23 protein-coding genes are annotated in these 24,350 nt (G+C 69.8%); 5 read left to right on the forward strand and 18 right to left on the reverse strand.

Annotated features, from left to right (window positions below; translation table 11 throughout):
* Positions 1-61 precede the first annotated feature (61 nt).
* The 9 genes from EP28_RS03565 to EP28_RS03605 form a co-directional block, all read right to left on the reverse strand.
* Entirely contained in the window at positions 62-1,324 is a 1,263-nt protein-coding gene (locus EP28_RS03565) for an XdhC family protein (RefSeq protein WP_049982618.1), read from the reverse strand.
* 1 nt (position 1,325) lies between these two features.
* The gene (locus EP28_RS03570) at positions 1,326-2,207 is read right to left on the reverse strand and encodes a Rossmann-like domain-containing protein (protein WP_080506038.1); all 882 of its coding nucleotides are present in this window, start codon (positions 2,205-2,207) and stop codon (positions 1,326-1,328) included.
* The gene (locus EP28_RS03575; RefSeq protein WP_049982619.1) at positions 2,204-3,640 is read right to left on the reverse strand and encodes a VWA domain-containing protein; all 1,437 of its coding nucleotides are present in this window, start codon (positions 3,638-3,640) and stop codon (positions 2,204-2,206) included. The genes EP28_RS03570 and EP28_RS03575 overlap by 4 nt, the downstream gene beginning before the upstream one ends.
* A 2-nt stretch (positions 3,641-3,642) precedes the next feature.
* Complete coding sequence (locus EP28_RS03580) at positions 3,643-4,641, reverse strand: AAA family ATPase (RefSeq protein ID WP_049982620.1); 999 nt, start codon at positions 4,639-4,641, stop codon at positions 3,643-3,645.
* A gap of 8 nt (positions 4,642-4,649) precedes the next feature.
* Positions 4,650-5,891 (reverse strand): XdhC family protein, encoded by a 1,242-nt coding sequence (locus tag EP28_RS03585; RefSeq protein WP_080506039.1) that lies wholly within the window; start codon positions 5,889-5,891, stop codon positions 4,650-4,652.
* 75 nt (positions 5,892-5,966) lie between these two features.
* Positions 5,967-8,462, reverse strand: coding sequence for an aerobic carbon-monoxide dehydrogenase large subunit (locus EP28_RS03590; RefSeq protein ID WP_049982621.1), 2,496 nt, complete (start codon positions 8,460-8,462; stop codon positions 5,967-5,969).
* Positions 8,459-9,217, reverse strand: a complete 759-nt coding sequence (locus EP28_RS14695; protein ID WP_049982622.1) for a (2Fe-2S)-binding protein — start codon at positions 9,215-9,217, stop codon at positions 8,459-8,461. The genes EP28_RS03590 and EP28_RS14695 overlap by 4 nt, the downstream gene beginning before the upstream one ends.
* Positions 9,214-10,107 (reverse strand): FAD binding domain-containing protein, encoded by an 894-nt coding sequence (locus tag EP28_RS03600; protein ID WP_049982623.1) that lies wholly within the window; start codon positions 10,105-10,107, stop codon positions 9,214-9,216. The genes EP28_RS14695 and EP28_RS03600 overlap by 4 nt, the downstream gene beginning before the upstream one ends.
* The gene (locus EP28_RS03605; protein WP_196219594.1) at positions 10,107-10,700 is read right to left on the reverse strand and encodes an SRPBCC family protein; all 594 of its coding nucleotides are present in this window, start codon (positions 10,698-10,700) and stop codon (positions 10,107-10,109) included. Before EP28_RS03605 ends, EP28_RS03600 begins: the two co-directional genes overlap by 1 nt.
* Before the next feature lie 181 nt (positions 10,701-10,881).
* On the opposite strand from EP28_RS03605, the gene EP28_RS03610 reads away from it, so the two are divergent.
* A complete protein-coding gene (locus tag EP28_RS03610; protein WP_049982625.1) occupies positions 10,882-12,144 on the forward strand; it encodes a molybdopterin molybdotransferase MoeA in 1,263 nt (420 codons plus the stop codon).
* Complete coding sequence (locus EP28_RS03615) at positions 12,141-12,812, forward strand: nucleotidyltransferase family protein (RefSeq protein WP_049982626.1); 672 nt, start codon at positions 12,141-12,143, stop codon at positions 12,810-12,812. Before EP28_RS03610 ends, EP28_RS03615 begins: the two co-directional genes overlap by 4 nt.
* A gap of 65 nt (positions 12,813-12,877) precedes the next feature.
* On the opposite strand, the gene EP28_RS03620 is transcribed toward EP28_RS03615, so the two are convergent.
* The 4 genes from EP28_RS03620 to EP28_RS03635 form a co-directional block, all read right to left on the reverse strand.
* Positions 12,878-13,030: an AbrB/MazE/SpoVT family DNA-binding domain-containing protein gene (locus tag EP28_RS03620; protein ID WP_196219595.1), complete on the reverse strand. Its 153-nt coding sequence runs from the start codon at positions 13,028-13,030 to the stop codon at positions 12,878-12,880.
* 91 nt (positions 13,031-13,121) lie between these two features.
* Entirely contained in the window at positions 13,122-13,424 is a 303-nt protein-coding gene (locus EP28_RS03625) for a hypothetical protein (RefSeq protein ID WP_230455248.1), read from the reverse strand.
* A gap of 65 nt (positions 13,425-13,489) precedes the next feature.
* On the reverse strand, positions 13,490-15,877 hold the full coding sequence (locus tag EP28_RS03630; protein ID WP_049982629.1) for an ATP-dependent DNA helicase: 2,388 nt from the start codon (positions 15,875-15,877) through the stop codon (positions 13,490-13,492).
* Positions 15,878-16,078: 201 nt separating this feature from the next.
* Positions 16,079-16,735: an HAD family hydrolase gene (locus EP28_RS03635; protein WP_049982630.1), complete on the reverse strand. Its 657-nt coding sequence runs from the start codon at positions 16,733-16,735 to the stop codon at positions 16,079-16,081.
* 103 nt (positions 16,736-16,838) lie between these two features.
* Here EP28_RS03635 and EP28_RS03640 point away from each other — a divergent pair, with 103 nt between their 5' ends.
* Complete coding sequence (locus EP28_RS03640; protein WP_049982631.1) at positions 16,839-17,276, forward strand: TIGR00725 family protein; 438 nt, start codon at positions 16,839-16,841, stop codon at positions 17,274-17,276.
* Between the two features lie 73 nt (positions 17,277-17,349).
* Here the strand turns inward: EP28_RS03640 and EP28_RS03645 are convergent, their stop codons facing one another.
* The 3 genes from EP28_RS03645 to dph2 form a co-directional block, all read right to left on the reverse strand.
* On the reverse strand, positions 17,350-18,417 hold the full coding sequence (locus tag EP28_RS03645) for a sensor histidine kinase (RefSeq protein WP_049982632.1): 1,068 nt from the start codon (positions 18,415-18,417) through the stop codon (positions 17,350-17,352).
* Between the two features lie 67 nt (positions 18,418-18,484).
* Positions 18,485-19,276, reverse strand: coding sequence for a DUF8173 domain-containing protein (locus EP28_RS03650; RefSeq protein WP_049982633.1), 792 nt, complete (start codon positions 19,274-19,276; stop codon positions 18,485-18,487).
* Positions 19,277-19,415: 139 nt separating this feature from the next.
* Positions 19,416-20,459: a diphthamide biosynthesis enzyme Dph2 gene (dph2, locus tag EP28_RS03655; RefSeq protein ID WP_049982634.1), complete on the reverse strand. Its 1,044-nt coding sequence runs from the start codon at positions 20,457-20,459 to the stop codon at positions 19,416-19,418.
* Between the two features lie 203 nt (positions 20,460-20,662).
* Here dph2 and EP28_RS03660 point away from each other — a divergent pair, with 203 nt between their 5' ends.
* The gene (locus tag EP28_RS03660; RefSeq protein WP_049982635.1) at positions 20,663-21,337 is read left to right on the forward strand and encodes an alpha/beta hydrolase; all 675 of its coding nucleotides are present in this window, start codon (positions 20,663-20,665) and stop codon (positions 21,335-21,337) included.
* A gap of 181 nt (positions 21,338-21,518) precedes the next feature.
* Positions 21,519-22,583, forward strand: coding sequence for a hypothetical protein (locus EP28_RS03665; RefSeq protein WP_049982636.1), 1,065 nt, complete (start codon positions 21,519-21,521; stop codon positions 22,581-22,583).
* Here the strand turns inward: EP28_RS03665 and EP28_RS03670 are convergent.
* Positions 22,580-23,020: a DUF5788 family protein gene (locus EP28_RS03670; protein ID WP_049982817.1), complete on the reverse strand. Its 441-nt coding sequence runs from the start codon at positions 23,018-23,020 to the stop codon at positions 22,580-22,582. The genes EP28_RS03665 and EP28_RS03670 overlap by 4 nt on opposite strands.
* A gap of 122 nt (positions 23,021-23,142) precedes the next feature.
* Positions 23,143-24,267, reverse strand: coding sequence for a PAS domain-containing sensor histidine kinase (locus EP28_RS03675; RefSeq protein ID WP_049982637.1), 1,125 nt, complete (start codon positions 24,265-24,267; stop codon positions 23,143-23,145).
* Positions 24,268-24,350: the final 83 nt, after the last annotated feature.

Raw genomic sequence — 24,350 nt, forward strand, 5'->3', positions numbered from 1 at the left:
TCCAGTGTCGTCGCGGCGGGAGGATTATCGTGTCGGTTTCGACGGCGACCGCTCCCCCTCGCTACGGCGAGGGCGGGGCGTCCACGTCGACGCGGTCGTGGATGGCCCCGTCGCGCTGGCGAAGGTGTCCCGGCGTCCGGTCGTTCGACACGGCGAGAGCCTCGCCGACGATGCTGTGTGCGATCTGGTACGGGGAGCCGCCGCCGAGATCGAGTCCGACGGGCGTGTACAGCGACGTGAGCTCCGCCTCCGTGAACGTCGTTCCCTCGTCGTCGAACGCCTCCAGCATCTCGTCGAATCGTTCGCGCGGCCCCATCAGCCCGACGTACGGCGCGTCCGAGCGGAGCAGGGTCTCGACGGCGAGCCGATCGTCAACGAAGTTGTGTGTCATCACGACGGCGTGCGTCCGGCCGTCGATGTCGAGCGCGTCGTCGAGCGTCCCCGGTGACGTTGTCACGGTCCGGTGTGCCTCGGGGAACCGCGATTCGAGGTCGACCGCGCCGCGGAAGCCGACGACGGTGACCCGGAAGTCGGTTCGCTCGGCCAGCTCCACGACCGGCCCGACGTCGTGACCCGTCCCGAAGACGACCAGGTCGGCGGGCGCAGCTATCCCGTCGACGAACACCGTGAGCGTCTGACCGTCCCGTCCCTCGACGGTCACGACGTCGGCGGAGCCGCGCTCGGCGAGGTCAGCGGCCGGTCCCGAGAGCGCCTCGGCCGGCCACGCGTCCGCGGACGAGCCGTCGGAAAGTCGCAGCTGTCCCTCGTCGGGATGGTAGTACGCGCGGTCGCCGAGTTGTCCCGGGGCGTCTGGGTTCTTGCCGTCGTCGTTGCCGTCGCCTCCGACGCCTCCGTTTCCGTCGTCTCCCACGCGTCCGTCGCGCTCGTCCCCGAGCCGTTCGTCTCCGTCGGCGGAGAGGACGGTGAGCACCGCCACGTCGCGACCGGCGTCGAACGCCTCGACCGCCGGACGATACGTCTCGTCGAGTGGTTCGAGCAGGATGTCGATGACGCCGTTACAGCCCACGCCGAGCCCCCAGACGTCGTCGGCGTCGTCGCCCATCAGGTCGTAGGTCACCCGGTCCGGTCGGCCGCTCTCCCTGACCGATTCCGCGGCGGCGAGCAAGTCGTCCTCGATGCACCCGGCCGTGATCGATCCGACGCCTCCTTCGTCGTCGAGGAGCATCTTCGCCCCCGGACGGCGGTAGGCGCTCCCCTCGACGTCGACGATCGTCGCGAGGACGCCCGTGCCGTCGGAATCGAGGTGGTCGTGAACGCGCTGTACGACTTCGGTCTCCGGAACGCTCCAGTTGCTCTCTGTCATGTCAAGTACCCGATTGCAGATCCATGGTTTCGGGCGCGTCACGCGCCGCGTACACCTTTCGAACGCCGCTATCGTGGAGGTCGGTCCCGCAGCCGCCGTCCGCGACCGCCGACCGCACCCGCTCGGGGTCGGCTATCGCCGCGCCGGCGACGACGTCGACGCCGCGGTCGAAGAGCGGGGCAGGCAGGGCGGAGGCCGTCGCGCCGACCACGACGACCGTCGCGGACGCGGGGGCGGCGGCGAGGTATCGCTCTATCCCCCCGTACACCAGCGTCGAGCCGGTGACGAACACCACGTCGGCTCCCTTCATCGCGGCCGCGGTTTCCGTCGGCGTGAACGCCTGCACCGCGACCCCCGGCGGCGTCGAGACGGTCTCGACCGCGACGGGCTCGCGCTCTATCACGCGGACCTCGACGTCGTCGAATTTCCGGAACGCCGGCCGAAACAGCCCGACCGTGGTGATCCGCGACACGGACGCGGCGAGCAGCGCCATCGGATCGCCAGTTCGCCAGTCGAGAAACGGGACCGAAAGCGCGTTCAGCGCCGCGACGGCGAACGCGCGCTCGCCGAGCGGGACATCCCGAGCGTCGCGATCCGCGAACGGTACCACCAGTCCGTCGAGGTCGTCCGGCGGCGACGGCGACGTCCCCGACGGGCGGTGTGCGAGGCCCGCAGACGCCCGATGCTGGCCCTCGGCGTCGTCGGCGCCGCCGCCGACGAGTTCCACGAGCACCGCCGCGGTACCCACCGTGGCGCGGTCCAGTCGAACGCCGTCGAACGCGCCGCGGGCGCGAAGCGCGTCGAGGGTCGCTCGCAAAACTGGTCCCGGCCAGTCGGATCCGGAACCGCCGTCAGGCCCGCGATCCGGGTCGGCGTCGGTCATACGACCCCCTCCCCGCCGTCGATCCGGCGCGAGTCGTGTTCGTAGCCGACCGCGCCCGCGAGGCCGCGGCGCTCGATCTGCCGGGCGGCTTCGGCGAGGTCCGCGGCCGACGCGAACCCGAACAGGGCGTCGACGTACGGCGCGGCGTCGCTCATCCCGCGCGATTCGGGCGCGAACGACGCCGAGACCGCGAGCGGATTGAGCCAGACGACACCCTCGGCACGGTCGGCGATCCACGTCATGCCGTCGACGAGCAGCTCCGGGTCACCAACGTCGAGTCCGTCGCTTACGACCACGACGACGGTTCGTCGGTCGACCGCGTGCGGGGCCGTCCGGCGCAGCCGGTCGACCGCGTGACCGATCCGGGTCCCGCCGCCCCACTCGACCTCGGCGGCGCGAAGGGCGTCCGCCGGCGACCGCGTCGAGTCGGCGAACGCGTCGGTCGCCTCCACGAGGTCCGTGTCGAAGAGGAACACCCGTGCGCCCTGCGCGCTCGCCGTGACCTGCACGCCGAGTTCCAACAGCGCGCCCCGGTCGACCGTGTCGAGCACCGAACCGCTGACGTCGACGAGCAGACAGCAGCGGAACTCCGACGGCACGGGGGCGTCGCGCGGGAGGTCTATCGGCGCGCCGCCCGTCTGGAGGCTCGCCCGGAGCGCACCTCGGGCGTCGACGGCCGGCCCCGACGGCGAGCGTCGCCGCCGGCGGCCCGGCAGCGACGACAGCGCGTCCACGAACCGGCGGACGCTCGCCGCCTCGGCCGAGGACGCTGTCGGAACGTCGGCCGCGACGAGTTCGCTCTCGCCGACCGCGCTGTACCGGCGGCCGTCCGTCTCCTCGCCACGGTCGCCGGCGGGGCGGTCGCCGGCGACGTGGCGACGGTCGGTCGGAATGTGGACCGTCGGGTCGCCGTCGGCGTCGGCGTCCGTCTCCGGCGGCTCGGCGTCGGCGAGCACTCCCGGATCGTCGGCCGCCGAGCCGCTCCCGTCGGGGACGTCAGGCGGCTCGTCGCGGGCGTCGTCACCCTGTTCCGAATCGTCCCCCGGTGACGGCCCGCCGTGAGCGGTGGCGATCCGGTCGAGCCCGCTCCGGAGCCGGTGCCAGAACGTCGGGAACGCGTCCGCGAACGCGTCGGCATCGGCGGCCTCGGTGAGGAGACTCGCGCGCAGCGCGGCCGCCACGCGCCGCTCGTCTCCGAGCCCGACCGCAGCCAGCGCGCGCGCCGCGTCGAGCGTCCCGGTCGCCGGGACGCTGACCCCGTCGTTCCGGAGGACGGCGACGAGCCGGACCACCTCCGTCAGGAGGTGCGTCTTGGCCGCCGGGAAGTCGGGCGTCTCCGTCCCGGAACCCCCGTAGACACCGACGTCGGCGTCGGCGACCCCGGCCTCGGCGTCGACGGGCTCGAACTCCGTCTCGTCGTCGTGGTCGGCCATGCTCACTCGACCCGCTCTGCCGCCTCGCGAGCGGCCTCGTGGAGGCGTTCGAGCAGTTCCCCGTCGACGCGAGCGACGTCTTCCGCCTCCTTCAGCAGGCAGCCGATCGTCCGCTCTATCTCCTCGGGCGAGAGCGGTTCGTCCCCGTCCTCGTGCCGCAGGGCCGCGACCGCCCGCGCCCAGTCCAGCGTCTCCGCGACGCCCGGCCGCTTGAGGAACGACTCCTCCCGGAGGTTCGCGACCACGGAGCACACCTCGGCCGCGACGGCGGCGTCGAGTTCAGGCACTTTCCGGCGGACGATCTCGTACTCCGTCTCGAACGACGGCGGCTCGACGTGGAGGTACAGACAGCGCCGCTTCAGCGCGTCGCTCAGGCCGCGCGTCCGGTTCGATGTGAGTATCACGACCGGCGGGGTCGACGCGTTCACGGTTCCGAGCTCGGGGATCGACACCTGAAAGTCCGAGAGCAGCTCCAAGAGGAACGCCTCGAACTCCTCATCGGCGCGGTCGATCTCGTCTATCAAAAGCACCGGCGGGGTCTCGCCGTCGGTCCGGAGCGCGCGCAACAGCGGGCGTTCCAGCAGGTACTCCTCGTCGAATACGGAGCCGGATCCGGTTCCGCCGGGGCTCGCTTCGCTCGGCTCGCTTTGTGCCGCCGCGTCGTCGTTCGCCGAGACCGCCGCGCCGTCGCCGGCCACGGTCCCCTCGTCGGCCTGCACGGCGAGCAGCTGTTTCGTGTAGTTCCACTCGTAAAGCGCGTTCTCGGCGGTGAGTCCCTCGTAACACTGGAGGCGGATCAGCTCCGTGTCGAACCCCTCGGCGAGCGTCTTGCCAAGTTCGGTCTTGCCGCTGCCCGGCGGCCCCTCGACCAAGAGCGGCCGCCCGAGCCGGAGCGCGAGTTCGACCGTCGTGACGGTACGGTCGTCGGCGACGTAGTCGGTGCGCTCGAACCGCTCGCGAAGCGCCGCCTCCGTGACCGACGCGAATGGGTTCGCGTCCATCTCACCGTTCACGCTTCGACCTCCCCGTCGAGATACGACGCCGGGTCGTTGGCGAACGAGTCGGCACAGCCGTGACAACAGAAGTGGTACGTCCGGCCGTCGTGCTCGACCGACGCGTCCGCCGCCGCCGGGTCCACGGTCATGCCGCAGACCGGATCGACCGCGGTCTCGTCGTCCGCAGACGCATCGGAGCCGTCTTCAGTTGCGCCCGAGTCGTCTCCGGCTGCCCCCGAGTCGTCCCCGGCTGCGTCCGTTGCAGCCTCGGCGTCGTCACCGGCCGCCGCGGCCTCGCCCGGATCCGACGGGGTCGCCTTCGACCGCTCGTCGACTATCTCCGCGAGCAGGCTCGCCGCGATCGCCGCGGGCGTGTACGCGGCCACGTCGACGCCCGCGGGATTCGTCACCGCGCCCACGACGTCCCCCACGTCGCGGTCGAGCAGTCCGGCCGCGCGCTCCGTCTCCTCGGCCGCGCGCTCGTCGCTCGCGACCAGTCCGATGTAGGACGCGTCGGCGAGGACGCCCGCGGCCACGCCCCGGGCGTCGTACTCCCCCATCGAGGCGACGACGACGAGCGGCGAGTCGCCGACGGCGTCGGCGATCGCCTCGTGGTCGACCGTTGCCACCACCCGGGTCTCCGCGGGAACGTCCCGGTCCGCGTCGCCGTCCGCGACGACGAGCGTCACGTCGACCGTCAGCTCTCCAGCCAGACGAGCGAGCGCGCGCGCGACCGGCGAGTCGCCGACGATCACGAGCTCCGTCGTCGGCGTCACGGGCTCGACGAACAGTTCGAGGACGCCCTCGCTGTGACACGTCATCGGGAAGGCGTCGAGTCCCGGCCGGTCCACGGTCTCCGGGTCGGGCGCGATCCCCACGAGCCGCGGCGTCCCCTCCTCTATCGCGGCGACTCCCTGCGTCGCCACCACCGACTGCGCGCAGGCGGCACCGCCGACCCACCCGTGGATCTCACCGTCCGCGGTCACGACGGCGCGGTCGCCGACGTTGGCAGACACCGGCGGCTCGCGGCGGACGATCGTCGCCCGCGCGAACGCCTCCCCTCGGTCGGCGAGCGTCGCCTCCAGCGCGGAGACGTCGCCGTCGTCGATCGTCGTCGTTGTCCCTCTCGCTCCGTCCGTGACGGGCCGTCCGACGCCGTCGCGTGTGGACCCGTCGGTCCCGTCGTGTGCGGCCTCGTCGGTCCCGTCGCGGGGAGCCTCGTCGGTCTCGTCGTGTTCGGTCTCGTCGTGTGTCATCTGTGTGGAAACGGTGCCGCCGCCCCGCCAGACGCGTCCGAGGCGGCGGACGGCGCGGAGGTGGTTGGTGCGGGATCAGTCGTCTGCCGGCTCGGCGTCGTCGCCGAGGTCGAACTCGACGTTGTGGGCCGGCTGGTGGGCGAGGCCGGCGTCGTCGAGCGTCTCCCAGACGACGTCCGGCGTCATCGGCATCTCCACGTGGGAGACGCCGGCGTGGCTCATCGCGTCGACGACGGCGTTGACGATCGCCGGCGGCGACCCGACCGTGGGCGACTCGCCGACGCCCTTCGCGCCGATCGGGTGGTGCGGCGACGGCGTGACGGTGTGACCCGTCTCGAAGTTCGGGATCTCGTTCGCCGTGGGCAGCAGGTAGTTCATGAAGTCACCGCCGGTGACGTTGCCGTTGTCGTCGTAGGTGACCTTCTCAAGCATTGCGGTGCCGATCCCCTGGGCGAGTCCGCCGTGGATCTGGCCCTCGATGATCATCGGGTTGATGCGGTTCCCGCAGTCGTCGACCGCGACGAACTTCTCGAACTCCACCTCGCCGGTCTCGCGGTCGACCTCAACTATCACGATGTACGACCCGAACGGGTACGTCATCTCCGGCGGGTCGTAGTAGTTCGTCGCCTCCAGCCCGGGTTCCTCGTCGCCGGGGTGGTTCATGTAGGCTCCCGCCGCGATCTCCGTGATGGTGATCGAGCGGTCCGGCGCGCCGGCGACGTGGAACTCGCCGGACTCCCGGTCCCACTCGATGTCCTCTTCTGCGGCTTCGAGTTCGTTCGCCGCGATCGATTTGGCCTTGTCGCGCACCTTGCGCGCGGCGACGGCCGCGGCCGCGCCCGCGACGGGCGTCGACCGCGAGCCGTAGGTTCCGAGCCCGTACGGCTCGGTATCCGTGTCGCCGTGCTCGACGGAGATGTTGTCGACGTCCATCCCCAGCTCCTCCGCGACGATCTGCGCGAAGGTGGTCTCGTGGCCCTGGCCCTGCGTCTGGACGCCGACGCGCAGGACGGCGTTGCCGGTCGGATTCACGCGTAAGTCCGCGGAGTCGAACATCTCGATCCCGGCGATGTCACACTGCTTGCCGGGTCCGGCCCCGACGACCTCCGTGAACGAGGAGATGCCGATGCCGATGAGCTTGTCAGCGTCCTCGGCGATCCGACGCTGCTGCTCCTCGCGGTAGTGCTCGTAGTCGGCCATCTCCAAGGCCTTGTCGAGCGCCTTCTCGTAGTCGCCGGAGTCGTAGTTCCACCCGGTCGCAGACTCGTACGGGAACGCCTCCGAGGGGATGAAGTTCTTCCGGCGGATCTCGGCCGGGTCCATCTCCAGCTCGTCGGCGAGCACCTTCACCATGCGCTCGATGAGGTACACCGCCTCCGTGACGCGGAACGAGCACCGGTAGGCGACCCCGCCGGGCGCGGTGTTGGTGAACGCGGCTGTAAGCGACCCGTAGGCCGCCTCGATGTCGTACGACCCGGTGAAGATGTTGAAGAAGCCGGCCGGGAACTTCGACGGCTGGGCCGCCGCGTTGTACGCGCCGTGGTTGGCGAGCACGTCGACTTTGACGCCCTCTATCATCCCGTCTTCGGTGGCCGCGAGTTCGCCGGTCATGTCGTAGTCGCGGGCGAACCCGGTCGTCTGGATGTTCTCTGAGCGCTCTTCGATCCATTTCACCGGCTGTTCGAGGACGTACGACGCCGCCGCGGCGACGACGTATCCCGGATAGATCGGCACCTTGTTGCCGAACCCGCCGCCCACGTCGGGGCTCACGATCCGGACCTTGTGCTCCGGGATGCCCGACACCTGCGAGAACAGGGTGCGGTGGGCGTGGGGAGCCTGCGAGGTCATGTGGACCGTCATCTTGTCCATCCCGGGATCCCAGTCGGCGACCGCGCCGCACGTCTCGATCGGGGCGGGATGGAGCCGCTGGTACAGCATGTCCTCCTCGACCGTGACGTCGGCCTCGTCGAACACCGCCTCGGTGGCCTCCTTGTCGCCGGTGTCCCAGTCGAAGATGTGGTTGTCCTCCTGGTCGTCGAGCTCGTCGCGCACGAGCGGGGCGTCCTCTTCTAAGGCCTCCGCGGCGTCGACGACTGGATCGAGCACGTCGTACTCGACTTCGACCTTCTGGGCGCCGTCTTTCGCCGCGTAGCGGTCCGTGGCGATGACGGCCGCGACCTCTTGGGACTGGAACTTCACCTTCTCGTTGACGAGCACGTCCTGCGTGTCGTCCATCAGCGTCGGCATCGTCGCGAGGTCGTGCTCCAGTAAGTCGTCGGCCGTCAACACCGCGACGACATCGTCCATCGCCTCCGCGCGGGAGCCGTCGATGTTCTCGATTCTGGCGTGCGCATGTGGACTCCGGACGATCTCACAGTGGAGCATGCCCGGCTTCTTGATGTCGTCGACGTAGTTACCGCGCCCGGTGATGAAGCGTTTGTCCTCCTTGCGCGTCACCTCCTCACCCATGCCGCCGCGGCCGTGGCCGCAGTGTTTCTCCGGGTCGGGACCGCCGTCCTCGTCGTGTTGATACTCCGTTTCGGCGTCGGGTACGTCTGGTTCGCTGCTCATACGGAATCACCTCGGTCGTCCGCGTCGACGGCGGCGTCGCCGTTTCCGTCCTCCGCGTCGTCGAGGAGCGCCTCGCGGTCGAACGGGTCGGCCCCGCTCGGCCCGCCACAGCAGTCCTCGCGCCCGCAGAACGTGTCTGCGTCGCCGCCGACCGCGGGCGGCTCGTGGCCGCCTTCCGGCGAGGGCGTCTGTGCGGTCCCGCCGTCCGGTCCCGCGTCTGCGGTCGATTCGCCCGTCCGCGCCGCGACGGCGCCGCCGTCGGCCGCCGCTCGGTCCGCGAGTTCGTCGGCCGCGTACTCGATCGACCGGACGATGTTCTGGTAGCCGGTACATCGACAGAGGTTCCCGCTTATCGCGTCGCGGATCGTTTCCTCGTCGGGGTCGGGGTCCTCGTCGAGCAGCGCCTTGCCCGACATGAGCATTCCCGGTGTGCAGTAGCCGCACTGCAGGCCGTGTTCCTCGCGGAACCCCTCCTGAAGCGGGTGGATCCCGTCGGCCTCCGGTAAGTCCTCCATTCCCTCGACGGTGAGTATCTCCGCGCCGTCCGCCTGCGCGGCGAACATGAGACACGACTTGATCGGCTCGCCGTCCTTCAACACGGTACAGGCACCGCAGTTGCCCGTGTCACAGCCGATGTGCGTGCCGGTGAGGTCCAGGTCCTCGCGGATCGCGTGGACGAGCAGCCGCCGCGGCTCGACTTCGACCGTGTGTTCGGTGCCGTTGACCGTCAGCGTGATTTCGCGTTCGTCTGTCACTGTGTGACCCTCCGTTTGACCGTTACCGTGCCGGCGCGCTCGGCTGCGTCACCCAGCGCGCGCTGGGTGAGCACGTCGACCATCCGCGCCTTGTAGTCCGCGCCGCCGTGCTCGTCCGATTCGGGATTCGACTGCTCTGCGGCCAGCTCACCGGCCGCAGCGAACAGGTCGGGACTCGGCCGCTCGCCTTCGAGGTGCTCCTCGGCGTCCGTCGCGCGGGCGTTCGTGATGTCGACGGCGGTCATCCCGATCCCGGCCGACTCGATGGTGCCGTCGTCGTCGAACGTGAGCCGGACGCCGACGCCGGCCATCGCGTAGTCGCCTGTCTTGCGCTTCAGCTTGTGATACGCGCTCCCCTCGTTCGGTGACGGAGTCGGAACGCGGACCTCGGTGATCAGCTCGTCCTCACCGAGCGTCGTGTCGTACGGCAAGAGGAAGAACTCCTCGGCCGGGATCGCTCGCTCGCCGTCGGGGCCGCGCGCGACCACCTCGCCCTCGTGCGCGAGCAGCACCGACCCCCAGTCGCCCTTCGGGTCGGCCTGCGCGACGGAGCCGACGACCGTCCCGCGGTTGCGGATCTGTGGGTCGGCGACGAGCGGCGCGGCGTCGGCGAAGCTCCCGTACTTCTCGTCTATCACGTCGGACTCGGCGATGTCCGCGTGACGCGCGAGCGCGCCGACGCGGAGGTGGCCGTCCGCCTCGCGGAGGTAGTCGAGCGAGTCGATGCCGTTGATGTCGACGACCACGTCGGGGTTCGCGAGCCGGAAGCGCAACATCGGCACGAGGCTCTGTCCCCCGGCGAGGATCGTCGGGTCGTCGAGGCTCTCCAGTAGGCTGACCGCCTCGTCGACCGTCGTCGGTTCGTGATGCTCAAACGGGGCTGACTTCATCAGAACATCCCTCGAATTCGGTCCGTGACCCCCGAGTCGGTCTCCTCGACGTCGGTCATCTGCGACTCGATGGAGGTGAAGAAGTTGTTGACGATCTTGTTCGCCACCGGGTTGATCACGCGCCCGCCGAGCTGGGCGATCCGCCCGGAGATGTCGGCTTCGGTCCACCACTCGATGCGGGAGCCGTCGCCGTCTTCCTGCGGGTGAATCCGCATGCCGGACTCCATGCTGAAGCTGCTCCCGCTCGCGGAGCCCGAGCCGGTGGCCGTCATCTCGAACTCCTCCTCGTCGCGGTCGTCGATGGTGACCGTCGTCTCGAACTTCGGCTTCACGCTGCCGACGCCGACCTGCATCAGCGCCGCGTACGTCTGGCCTGTCCGGAACGCCCGCGCCGCGACGTCGTCGGCCTCCGCCTCCGGCAGCGTCGGAATGTCCTCCTCGGGCTCGAAGGAGTCCCACTCGAAGGAGTCGTCCATCGGTGTGATGTACTGACATCCCTTCAGCGAGTCGCGCACCGCGACCGGGTCCGAGAGCACGACCCACGCCTTCTCCGGCGGAACGCCGTCGAGTTCGAACTCGCCGTCGAACTCCATCAGCGATCCCCCACGTCTACCGTCGTTCGTCCATCTGTCACCGTCATCTTTTATATCCCCCTCCTATGAGCATACTATTACCACGGTCTATGATATGTAGTACCACCCTAATAAACGTTATCGACCATGACAAATCGGCCGTCCGCGGACGGAACGGCCGTGACGGCCTCGTCCGTAGCCGATGAGCGGGGATCCGACCGAGGGCGGCGGCGGTGGGGGCGGAGACGGCGACCACGGCCACGGCGAGATCACGCCGGTACGGACGGCCGCGGAGCGCGTCCGCAACCTCCGCGACGAGTGGCTCGATCGGTGGGGCACAGAGACGGTCGAGATCGACCGGATCGCCGGCCGGACGCTTTCCGAGCCGATCGACGCGCCGGCGGCGGTCCCCGAGCGGAGCCACGCGACGATGGACGGCTACGCGTTCGACGCGAGCGAGGGGTACCCGTACGAGCTACTCGACCGGGAGGTGTTCCCCGAGTCCGAGCCGCCGTCGCTGTCGTCCGGCGAGGCCGTCCGGATCTTCACCGGCGCGCCGCTCCCGACCGGAGCCAACGCCGTCCTCAAACAGGAGGAGGCGAGCGTCGAGGACGGCCGACTCGACGGCACGCCGACCGACCCCGGCACGTACGTCTACGAGCGCGGCAGCAACGTGGCGGACGGTGAGCGGCTGTTCGCGGCGGGCGAGCGGCTCGGCGCGAAAGACGCGATCTTGCTCGGCGACCTCGGGATCGACGAGGTTCCCGTGACGGAGCGTCCCTCCGTGGGGCTTCTGGCGACCGGCACGGAGATCCACGAGGGGCGGCAGGCCGACCTCGACTCGCCGATGCTCGCGGGACTCGTCGACGGGTGGGGCGGCGAGGCGACCTACGAGGGCACCGTCCCGGACGAGTATGACCGCGTCAGAGACCGGATCGCGGGGCTCGCCGACGACCACGACGTGGTGATAACCACCGGCGGCACGAGCGTCGGCGACAAAGACTACGTGGTGCGCGCGCTCCGCGAGCTTGGAACCGTGCTGTTCCACCGCGTCGCGCTGCGGCCCGGCAAACCCATCGCGGTCGCCACGCTCGACGACCGGGACGCCGTCGTCTTCGCAATCCCCGGCAAGCCCGTCGGCGCGCACGCGGTGACCTCCCTCGTCGCGCGGCCCTTCTTCACCGGGGACACCGCGCTTCCGACCGTCGACGCGACGATGACGAGCGACGTCGGGATCGCGGTGCCGGGGTTCACGTACGCCGTCCCGGTGACGCTCGCGGACGGCGATGCGCTGCCGCTCGGCCACGTCGACTCGCCGCTCGCCGTGTACGAGGAGGCGTTCGACCCGAGCGTGCTCTCCTCCAGCACGCGGGCGACGCGCGCCGACGGGTTCGTGCTCACCGAGTCGACGCTGTCGGCCGGCGAGGCGGTCGACGTCGTCCCCTACCCGGCCGTCGAGCGATGAGCGACGACGGACTCCCGGTCGTCTCGCCGCCGTTCGACGCGGACGAACCCGGTCAGGCGGACACAGCCGACGCGCCTCGCGTCGCGGGCGTGCTGCTCGCCGCGGGGACGAGCAGTCGGTTCGGCGACGACAACAAGCTCCTCGCGACCGTCGACGGCGAGCCGGTCGTGCGGCGGGCGGCGCGGACGCTCGTCGACGCCGGAGTCAATCCGGTGGTCGTCGTCGTCGGCTACGAAGCCGACCGCGTCCGCGACGCCGTGGCGGACCTCCCGGTCAGGGTCGCGGTCAACGACGCGTACGAGGCGGGACAGTCGACGTCCGTCCGGACGGGAATCGGTGCGCTCGGCGATACGGACGCATCCGGCGACGTCGACGCCGCGGTGATCGCACTCGGCGACATGCCCCTCGTCGATTCGGCGACCGTCGAGACGCTCATCGCGGCGTACGCCGCCGGCGCGGGCGACGCCCTCGCGGCCGCCTACGACGGCGACCGAGGAAACCCGGTGGTGTTCGACCGGCGGTTCTTCGACCGCCTCGTCGCCGTCGACGGCGACGTGGGAGGGCGCGAGATCCTGTTAGCGGGCGACGCGAGCGCGCTCGTCGCCGTCGACGACCCGGGCGTTCGGCGGGACGTCGATAGACCGGAAGATCTGCCCGAAGGGCGGTGAGTCGCGAAAGGGTGGACGGCCCCCTCGGCCGCGTCGGGCGGGCCGACGGCGGCCCTCGCGGGGAGCTACTCCTCGGGTGCCTTCCGCACCACGATGTTCCCGTCTTCGACGTGCCACTCGACGCGGTCGCCGGCACCGACGTCGAGGAAGTTCCGCACCGGCTTCGGGACCGTCGTCAGGTTCTTTTCGGAGACCTTGGTATCCGTTAGGTTACCCATCGGCTCGCGGTTCGCACGTAGTAGGGACATAGTTTACGCTACGGACACGCGTAGCGGCGAGGCGGCTTGAAAATCGGCCGACCAGCCGCGCTCAGACTGCGGAGTTCCAGCGGTGAGCGCCGCCGTCGGAGGCGTTTCCGAAATCCAGATCGAACCGGTCCGATTCGAGCAACACCGTCCCCGGGACGTACGCGCCGTCGTCGACCGCGGTGAGCAGGTTGCGTTCGCACATCGTCTCCAGTACGTCCTCGACGGTGCGCTCGCGCCCCTCGATCAGGTTCGCCTCCTCGACGACGCCTGCGACCGTCACCCGCCCTTCGAGCATCGCCAAGCGGATCGCCGACACCCACGCAGGCTCTCGTCGCATCTCCCGACACATGACAGTCGTACGCACACTCCCGTCAACCATATACCTTCGCAAGACACTCCCCGTCCGGTGATCGCCTATCGTCGCTCCGGTCAGTCGCCGGCCGTCTCGCGCGTGAACCGATCGAGCGCGAACTCGAGCATGTCCGGGCTCACGGGGCGATACTCCTCGCGTTCGTGGTCGGGGAGATACGCGCGAACGCTGTTCCACGACTCGCGGGCGTACCGCGCGTCGAGGAGGACGCGGACGCCGCGCTCGTCCGGGCCGCGTATCACCCGTCCCACGGCCTGCCGAGCCTTTCGGACCGCGGGGACCGTGAGCGCCGTCTTGAACCCCGACTCGAACCGGCGGTCGTAGGCGGTGATCACCGCTCGCGTCCGCGGCCGCGCCGTGTTGATGATCGGGACGCCGCAGACGACGGCCGCCGAGAGCCGGTCGCCGCGGTAGTCGACGCCCTCCGTGAGCGTTCCCCGCAGGCTCGTCACGAGCACCTTGCCATCGCCCGCGAAGAAGTCGTCTTTCAGCGACTCCGTCGCCCGGTCGCCGGACGACTCGTCGAGGAGGACCGGCTTGTCGAGTCGGTCATCGAGCGCGTCGGCCATCCACGTCGCCTCCGCGTAGCTCGGGGTGCCGACCAGCACGTTCCCCTCGCGGCGCGCGACCGCGGCCGTCGCGTCGAGGTGCGCGAGCCGCGTGTCGTTCCTTTCGCCCGGCGGGCCGCGGTTCTCGTGGGTGAACTTCGGCGCGTCGACCGCGAAGCTCGCGCGGTTCTCCGGAGGAAAGGAGAGTCCGTACGTCCGCTCGACGACCGGTCGCCCCCGCGCTTCGAGGTGGTCGAGGCCCGTCACCTCGCGGAACACGTCCATCGGCTCCAGCGTCGCGCTCATGAGCACGCCGCCGCCGAACTCGGCGAGCCGGTCGCCGATCGGCTCGCTCGGCAGGCAGTTGTACAGCGCGAGGCTCGCGTTGTACGCGCGCCGCCACGAGTCGGGCGGCGCGGTCTCGTCCCACGTCCGCTCTAAGTCGACCGCGCGGAAGAAGTCCTCGTGTCCCTCGCGATACCACGCGTTGAGCGTGCGGCCGACGCCCGGCGCGGCGCGCTTCTTGTCCTCGTCTTCGAGCGAATCGAGGACGCGCTTGACGACCGCGCCCACCTGCTTGGCGCGCGCCCAGACGCGGTCGCCGTACTCCTCCCGTTTCGCCCACGTCGTGATCGCGTCTTCGCCCGGCGCTTCCGGGTCGCGAAGCGGGATCTCGTCGTCGTCGAGCTCGCGCATCGACGCGCGCCAGTCCGGACGCTCGCGGTCGAGCCGCTCGGTCACTCGGCGGTCGAGTTCGCCGCGGAGGTCGGCGTAGAACTCCCGGACGGCCTCGATCTCGTCGACGGTCACGTCCGAATCCTCGATCTCGCCGCGGACCAAGGCGGCGTCTTCGGACTCCGCGCCCGCGGTCTCGAACGACAGCGGCTGGACGACGCGGGTGAGTTCGTTCTCGGCGTCGCGCAGGCTCGCGTCCGCGACGGCGTCGCTCACGAGGTCGCGCACGCGCGGTTCGAGCATGTGCGCCTCGTCGCAGACGACGAACGTCGCGTCGTCGAGCAGCGCGCCGGTGAACGTCCCGGTCGTCACGGGGTCGAACGCGTGATAGTAGTTGCCGATGACGACCTCGACCTCCGGGACGAGCGCGCCCATGACCGAGTGCGGACACGAGCCGTGGCCCGCGGCGAGCCGGACCAGTTCGTCGCTGTCGACGTGGCCGATATCGGTCACGTCGAACGGCACCGCCTCCGCGGGGTCGCCGTCCTCTGGGAGATCGTCGAGGAAGCCGGCGTAAAAGGGGCAGAACTCGGTCCCCTCGAACTCCTCCGTGTCGGGGCGGTACGGGGTGGCCTCGCCGTCGACGCTGAGGTAGTCGGCGTCAGGGGCGGCGGAACCGGGGGCGTCGCCGGTCGCGGGGCCGGCGGCGGTGCCGGACGACCCCGAGTCCAGCAATCCAACCTGCTGGCTCCGCGCCTCGCTGACGAGGTTCGAGGTCGTCGTCGCACCGCCCTCGCCGACGAGGTTGCGGGTGCGTTCGCGGAGCCCCTCGCAGCGCTCGTAGACGGTTTCACGGTCGATTCCGGCGCGGTTCTGTCGGGCGTACGGACAGACGTCCGCCTTCCCGACGAGCGTGAGTCCGGAGACGGGGTCGTACCCCTCCGGGAGGCTCTCGTTTATCGTTTCGAGATCCGTCTCGAACTGGCGGAGCTGCTGTTTGACACTCGTGAGCACGAACACGCGCTCGAACGCGGAGTCGGGGTCGCGCACGCGGTCGAGGCCGGCCGTGAGCGCGAGCATCGTCTTACCGGTCCCGCACGCGCCCTCCAACGCGAGGAACCCGCCCGCCTCGGCGGCGTCGATGGCGGCGTCGATGCCGTCGGCCTGCTCTGGGTAGGGCTCGGGGTGGCCGAAGAGGTCGGCCCACGGCGGCGAGTCGGTCACGGAGACGGGTTACGCGGCATCGGATTTAAACGCTTCATCGGCTGTTGCGAGTATCGCAGATGCAGGCGTTTCCGGTGCGGGCGTCGCGAACGCGGGCGCTGCCGGTGCGGGCGTCGCGAACGCGGGCGCTGCCGGTGCGGGCGTCGCAGCCGCTCGTCGCCGCTCTTGCGGCGAGCGGCGGTCCGCCGGCGACCGGAGGCCTCACCCGACGATATCGTGGAGGTCGGAGAGCTGCTCTATCTCCCACGTCGGCCAGACGTTCAGGTCCCAGTTGCGGCGGTGCGGGCGGCGGATGAACGCCGAGTCGATCCCGGCGTTCTCGGCGGCTCGCACGTCGGACTCGTTATCGCCGACGAACAGCGCGTTGTCGGCGTCGAGGTCGCCGAGCGCCTGCTCGATGTAGTGGGGGTTCGGCTTCCGAAGTTGGAGCGAGTGGATCGTCGGCTCGCGGCCGTAGGCGGCACCGAACCGGTCGAACCCCTCGAAGTGGTCGACGAGGAAGTCGACGGTCGCCTGCTGGTTCGAGGAGACGATCCCCATCTCCACGTCGAGGTCCTCCAGTTCGTTGAGGTCGTCGTACGGGGTCTTTCGTCCCGCGCGCGCCTCGTGCTGTTGGGCCTTCGAGACCACGTCGTCGCGAGTCCGCCAGAACGACCCCGGATCGAGGTCGTACGTCTGACAGACGGTCCCCACGCTGCCGGGGGTCGCGCCGATCGTCATCTGCTCTACGTCGTCCGAATCGGGCTCCTCGACGCCGCACTCGACGAACGCGTCCCGGGTCGCATCCCGGAGCACGTCGAATCGCGTGCGGCCCACGAGGACACCGTCGTTGTCGAACACGACGGTATCGTACGTCATACACCACATCGACGGCCGAGAGGGATAAGCGTTTCAGTCGGATTATCGGCGACGAGACGCGAGACCAGCCGGGTTTACATCGCGTCCCGATATGAAACGAGGCATGCGCGTGAGCGTCATCGGCGGGAGCTCGATCGGGGCGGAGACCGCGGCGGTCGCCGAGGAGCTCGGCGAGCGGCTGGCCGAGCGCGGCCACGTCGTCGTCTGCGGCGGGCTCGGCGGCGTCATGGAAGCGGTCTGTCGCGGCGCTCGCGGGGTCGGCGGCGAGACCATCGGAATCCTCCCGACCGACCGACGCGCGGACGCGAACGACCACGTCACCACGCCGATCGCGACGGGGATGGGTCACGCGCGCAACGCGCTCGTCGTCCTGAACGGCGACGCGGTGATCGCGGTCGACGGCGGTCCGGGGACCCTCTCTGAGATCGGACTCGCGCTCGCGCACGGACGGCCGGTCGCGGGGCTCGACACCCACGATGTCGCGGGCGTGGCGGCGGTCGAGTCGCCGGACGCGGCGGTCGAGCACGTAGAGGGGGCCTAGATTGGTCCAGATCTGCCGCCGAGCGCCGTCGCTAACTCGGTGTCGACTCTCCTGGCGGCGCTGGTCTTGACCGTCACGCGTCGTCGACGCCCGTTATCTCGAATCTGGCCCCGCCGCTCGCGCCCTCTGACACGTCGATATCCCACCCGTGGGCGGTGGCGATGTCGCGAGCGATGTTGAGGCCGAATCCCGTCCCGTCGTCGTTGGTCGTGTACCCGATCTCGAACACGCGCTCCCGGTCGTCGCGGGGAATTCCCGGGCCGTCGTCCTCGACGAAAAAGCCCGACGGCATGACGGCCTCGGCCCGCGTCGTCGTGTACATCGGCGCGATCTCGCCGACGGTGACGGTCACGTCGTCGTCGCCGTTCTCGGTCGCGTTGCGGAACAGGTTCTCGAAGAGCCGCTTCAGTCGGCTCGGATCCGCCAGTATCGTCCGGTCGCCAGCAATGACGAGCGTCGCGCCGCCGGTCTCGACGTTTGCCCAGCACTTGTTGGCGAGCGTTGACAGCTCGACCGGTTCGCGTTCCCGCGGTGTCTCGCCCTGTCTCGCGAGCGTCAGCAGGTCGGCTATCAGTTCGAGCGTGCGGTCGACCGCGGTCGAGGCGTCTTCAAGGTGATCGGAGTCGCAGTCGCGTTCCGCCAGGTCGAGCCGCCCCTGTGCGACGGTGAGGGGATTTCGGAGGTCGTGAGAGACGCCGCGAACAAACTCGTCGAGCCGCTGTCGCTGCCGTTCGACGTCGGCGGCGGCGCGAGCGGACGCCACGACGTTCGATATCCGATGAGCGAGGACGGTCGCGTCCGCGTCGCCGCACGCTCGCACGACGTCGGTGGCCCCCGCGTCGAGCGCCTCGGCGGCGGCGTCCGCGTCGAGCGCCTCGTCGAGACAGCACACGATCGGGAGGTCCGAGCGTCGGTCCCGGACTGTCTCGACGATCGGCGTTGCGGTCGCGTCGACGGGCGTCCCGACGACGAGCAGGCAGTCGATCGCCGAGTCTCGGAGCAGGTCCACGGCCGCGTCGACTCCCGTGACCGGTTCGACGACGAAACGGTCGTCCGCGCGCTCCAGCGACGACGACAGCTCCGTCGCTCTGTCGGAGGTGCCGACGAGGACGACGGCTATCGAGTCGCGAGTCAGTGGCATCGGGCGTGTATGGTGTTCTCGCGGTCACCGATGTATACTTATTGGCCGTGCCGTGTGCCGTCACCACTCAGCGCCACGAGGGGTCGTCGGAACCGTCCGGGTCGTCGCCGGCGGTCGTCTCTCCCGAGCCGCCTGTCGTCTCGTCGTCCGCATCTTGATCGGCGGCGGCGATGTTTCTGAACCGATCGTCGGGCTCGTCTCGATCGTTTCGGGCGCGGTCGTCGCGGGCGCGGTCGTCGCGGGCGCGGTCGTGTTCGCCCCGCCCGATCCGACCCGCGTCGTCCGGCGAGCCGCCGACACCGGAGGCGACGCGGTCGCGGTCGTCGCGCCCGTCGAGAACGTGGGCGACGAGGTAGCCGAATCCCATCGCGTTGAGCGCGCCGGTCACGAGGCCGCCGAGAACCGGGACGACCCCGAGAAGCGCCCACGCGAGCGCGCCGACGACGAGCGCCGTGCCCAATCCGTCACCGACGTCGGTCACGTCGCCGATCCAGCGCCCGAGCGCGACGACGCCGACGGTAGTGGTCGCGACGCCGACGACCGCGAGCGCGAGCAGTCCGGGGATGACGACGAGGAGCCCGACGATCGTGATGGCGAAAAGGACCGCCGCGGCCGCGATCGCGATGTACGCGCCGAACCCGTAGACGAACGCCATGACCGGCTCGCCGCGCACGTACCTGGCTCCCTCGTCGGTGAAATCCGGAGCGACGGCGATCACGATCGCGCCGAGGACGCCGACGACAGCGAGTTCGATCACGAAGGAGAGCCCGGTACTGATGGCGAATCCGAGCGGCTCGGTCGGGTTCGTCGGCCCCGGACCGATCCCGTCTATCGCAGTCGAAAGCAGTGTGGAGGGCATCGTCCACAGTGTGACGGACGGGTTTCAAGAATCTTGTCACAGTGGACGGGAGACGAAGCGCGTCGCGTGCGGCGGCTATGGTGCGTCGCGGGCGACGATCAGCGATCAGACCACCGGCCGGCGTCCCCGGCGACGGTAACTACCAAGTGTCGTGGAACGTGTCGAACTCGATCGAATCGAGCGGCTTCTCGCCGATCGCGGCCTCGTACTCGCCCGGCGTCAGCATGGGCTTGTGGAAGCGCGGGCCGTCGTCGGTCGTGATCCGGGGACAGCCGGTGTTGACGAACGCGTCCATATCGAAGTTGCGCAGGCGGTCCGGCGTCACCTCGTCCATCGTGATCAGGTAGGCGTTGTCGTTGTTCTCGACGATCTCCTGGGCGGTTTCCCACCGACCTTGGCCGATCTTCGTACAGAAGATGACGCCCCACTTCTCGGCGTCCATCGCCTTGTGGACCGAGGCGTAGCGCTGCTTGAGGAACTGGTCGTGTTCGGCGACCTTCACGACGTTGTTGACCGGGTCGGCGATGATCACGCGCTTGTCGGGGTGCTCCATCGCGAGTCCGACCGGATGGAACTTCCCGCCGCCGACGTACAGCACCTGCTCCGCGTCGATGTCGGCGGAGGCGTAGTTACACCCCAAGACCTGTCCCTCCTTCGTGAGCCGGTCGTCGCCGCGGCGGGTGTGGACCTCGTAGCCGCGCTCTTCGAGCCAGTCCGTCATCTCCTCGAAGCGGTTCATGTGCTGGGCCGTCGTGACGAGCCCCACGTCGGCGTCCTCCTCCGGCGGCGACAGCTCCTCGTCGAGGGCGTCCTCCATGATCGGGAACGGGTCGACGTTCGAGAAGAGGGGGACGTAGACGATGCTGTCGGACTCCTTCATCGGCGTGTGTCCGAAGTGGACGAACACGTCGGTCCGGCGCATCAGGTACGTGTCGAGGTCACAGGCACCGTAACAGGGCTGGCCCGACAGCATGAACGTCACGTCGTCGGGGGCGATTTCGCGGAGGTCGTCTGCCACCTTCGGACCGCGGCGCTTGAGTCCCTCGGGGAACTGGAGGCCGACCTTCGAGGCGTCTCGCTCCTCAATCGCCTCCAAGATCCGGTCGAGTTCGTAGTCCCACTCGCGGTCGTGTTTCAGGGCCATCCCGGTCTTCGTGAGGTCGCCCTCCGTGGAGCCGCTCATGTCGAGCGAATTGTGCGGCTGGACGGTTAAACCGCCCGTTCGACACCGTCGACGGCGGTCGATGATGACAGAACGAGGTCGGCGACTCCGCGACCGACGACGAGCCGACCCGCGTCGGTTCCGCGACCGACGACGCGCTCCGGGAGCGAGGAGCCGCTGCCGGGGGCGACAGACCGAAACCCCGAGGCCGCGAAGGCGGGCGTATGTCCGACACCTCGGAGACCGATCTCCCGCTCGAACACGTCCACGTCGCGCCCGACACAGACCCCGCGAACGCCCCGGCCGTCTTCGTCCTGCACGGCCGCGGGGCCGACGAGGAGGACCTGCTGCCGGTGGCACGACACCTCCCCGACGACCTCCACGTCGTGAGCCTGCGGGCACCGGACCCGCTTCAGGGGGGGTACACGTGGTACGAGCTCGACCTGTCCGCGGGCGGCCTCGAATCGAGCCAGCCGGACGCCGAGGACTTCCGACGCAGTCTCGACCTCGTCGTCGAGACGGTCGAGGCCGCGGTCGACGCCTACGACATCGACGCCGACCGGGTCGGCCTGCTCGGATTCAGTCAGGGCGCGATCACGAGCCTCTCGCTCCTCCTCGAAGAGCCGGACCGGTACGCGTGGGCCGTCGCGCTCCACGGCTACCTCGCCGACTCGCACGCCGACCTCGACCCGGCCGGGATCGAGGGCAAACCGGTGTTCGTCGGTGCGGGAGCCGGCGACCGCGTTATCCCCGAGTCGCGCTCGGCGGCCGCGGCCGACCGGTTCGAGGCGCTCGGTGCGGACGTGACCCGCGGCAGCTACCCCGGCGGCCACGGAATCGGCCAGCAGGAGCTGTCCGACGTGGTCGCGTTCGTGGAGTCGCGAGCCGGCGGCGCGTGAGCGGTCCGGCACCATCGTCTCCCGGAGTGGCGCTCGGCGGCGCGGAGTGCGCGCGTCGTTGACCGCGTGTCGCTCGCCGACGCGAGTCGGCGCGAGTCGGCGGCCGGCCGATGGCCTCGGAGACGAAAGCGATCGTTTGCGTCTCGCTGACACATTTATGTGAGGCCGGTGAACGACGTGTGTGCACGAACGAACACCCTCCAGACGACGCGTGCTCGCCGGCGTCGTCGCGGCGGCGATCGGCGCGACCGCGGGCTGTCTCGGCGGATCGCTGCGCGGTGACGACACGGACGACGGCGGCGACGACCGCGTCCTCCGACTGACGCTCGATTCGGTGGGAGAGCGCCTTCGCGACCGCTTCGTCGACGATCCGAACGAGGCCGATCCGACGTGGGACACCGCGGCGTTCGCGGCCGTGCGAGCGGGAGAGACCTACACCACCCAGTACCGGCGGCCGTTCTTTTCGACGACCGACGACCCGCGGTTCGCCGTCCACGACGGGACGTACTACCGACTGGGCTCCGTCGTCGTCGACGAGGCGGAGACGGTTCGGCCGGTCCTCCGGCTGTTCGACACTGACGCCGACGGCAACACAGCCGAGTCGAGATCCGCAGACGGTTCCGGGTCGGGAGCGGAGAGCGGTTCGACGACCGACTCCGACGCCGCGGTCGAGGCAGACGCCCTTCCGTCGGGCGACCGGCGCGCCGTCGAGATCGCGCACTTCGCCGCGCGGGCCCGCGGCACCGAGGGCGGCGTCCCGATTGGACTGGTCGAGCGCGGCGGCTACGTCTACCGCCGCGCGGACGCGGTCGACGCGAGCGCGCTCCTGCCCGACGACGGGCCGGAAAGCGTCCGGTTCCGAGACACGGTCTACCGTGTCGAGGTCTCTCGCGAGCGGTTCTACGAGCCGGTGTATCGCGCCACGGGGACGGTGGTCGCGGAGTCGCCCGAGCGGATGGAGGCGATCCTCAGGGCGCGCGAGGTCGACGCGCGGATCGCCGAGGGCGACCTCTCCGCCGACGCACGGCGGGTGATCGAGACGGCGAGCCACGGCGGATACGAGGAGGCACACCCGTACTCGACAGCGTACCGAGCCGTGTTGCGCGCGCTCCACGAGCGGCCGTACCTCGACGGGAACATCGAGTCGGACGCGATGGGCACCGAGGCGGGATCGGGGATGCTCCGGTACGCGGGGCGGTACTACGAGTACCGGCTCAGGTTCGGTTCTGCGACCGATCCCCGTTAGAATCTAGTCCGTCCGCCGCCGGCGTCCTCGCGGCCGAGCGCCTTCTTTAAGAAGTTCATCCACCGCTTTCGGTCGGCCGTCTCCTGCCGCCTCGCCTCCGTCTCCGGGTCGGCCGCGTCGAGCCCCTCAAGCGCCTCGAGCGCGCGGTCGATCCCGATTATCGAGGCCGCGAGCGCCTCGCCCTCCGCGTAGCTCACCTCGTTGTCTTCGATCGGCTCCAGCCGTTCGAGCCGCTCGCGACGGAGGTTCCGCTTCGCCTGCTCGACTCGCTCGCGCTCTCCCGGCGGGACCGAGTCGCGGCGCTTGATCTCGAAGACGAACGATCGGAGGTCGATCGGTTCGCCCTGAACCTCGATCTCCTCGGGGATGTCCGCACCCACCGTCGCGGCCTCGCGGTTGACGCGTTCGAGGAGCCTCTTTCGCTCGTACTCCTTCACGCCGGACGCGTAGGGGGGCCGGATACTTTCGTCCTTCGTCTCACCGGCTCGAATCGACCCGCCTGTCCGCACCGTCGTTCGGATCGTCTCATCGCCCGTCACCCCACTCGTCGTCCGTCACCTCACTCGTCTCCCGTCACCTCACTCGTCTCGTGCGGGCTGTCTCTGGCGGGGAGGTACAGCCGAACGAGGTTACCCCGCGGTTCTCGGCGCTCGAACGCCAACTCGCCGCCGATCGACTCGATACACCACTTCATCACGAACAGGCCGACGCCGGTTCCGTGGCGCGTGCTCGTCAGGTCGGCGAACTCGTCGAGCGCGTCGATTTCCGTCTGCGGAATGGACGGATTCCGGTCGGCGACGCGTATCTCTACCCGTCCGGTGTTGGGCGAAGGGCCAACAGTCACATCGACGACCGGATCGGAGTCGTCGCTGTGTCGGACGGCGTTCTTGATTGCGTGGCGGAGCGCGTGGTCGAAGGCGGCGTCCACGTGCACCCACATCGGCCGGCGCTCTTCCACCCGGACGGTCGCGTTCGGATACGTCGAGTCGAGTGCGGCGACGACGTCCCTGACGGCCTCGGTCGCCGCCCGGTGTGATCGGTCCGCCTTCGACTGCACCGCCGCCTGCTGGATCTCCTTGACCGACGTCGCGACCGTGCCGAGATCCATCGCGGTCGAGCAGACGGACTCGGCGGCGTCGCGAACGGACCTGCGCGTCTCCTCGTCCGCGATCCGGCGGTCCTCGTCCGTGATTCGACAGCCGTCGATCGCAGTCGCCCGACGTATCTGCTCTGCGTAGCCGACGATTTTGTTCGTCTCGTTGCGGAGGTTGTGACGGAGGATGCGCCAGAACAGCGTCTCCCGGCGGCTCGCGGTGTAGTAGTCGGTGATGTCTCGGATCTCAGCGAGTGCGCGCGCGTCGCCGTCGGGGCCTCGCTGCGTGAGCGACACGCTGGTCCAGACCAGTTCGCCGTCTGCCCGCTTGACCCGCCACGTGAACCGCTGCGGATCGCCCTCGACGGCTGCCCGGAGCCGTTCGGCGAAGTCGTCCGCCGAAAAGCCGTACGTGTTAGCGGTGTATCGCTCGACCGGCATGCCGCGCAAGTCACGGGCCGTGTAGCCGAGAAGCGCCTCCAGCCGGTCGTTCGCGTCTCGGATGGTCGCATTGTCGACATCGTACAGCGCGATCCCGACTCGGAGCCGATCGAACGCCGCGGGCAACGTGGCTGCCGTTTGTGAAACCATGCGGCTATCGGATGTCGCGACAGAGCGAGATATGGCTCTTGCTAAGAGCGATATATATCTCTCCGGACGGCTCTGTTCGGGAA

Origin of the sequence: Halorubrum sp. BV1 (genome assembly GCF_000746205.1) — an archaeon.
Lineage (GTDB): Archaea > Halobacteriota > Halobacteria > Halobacteriales > Haloferacaceae > Halorubrum.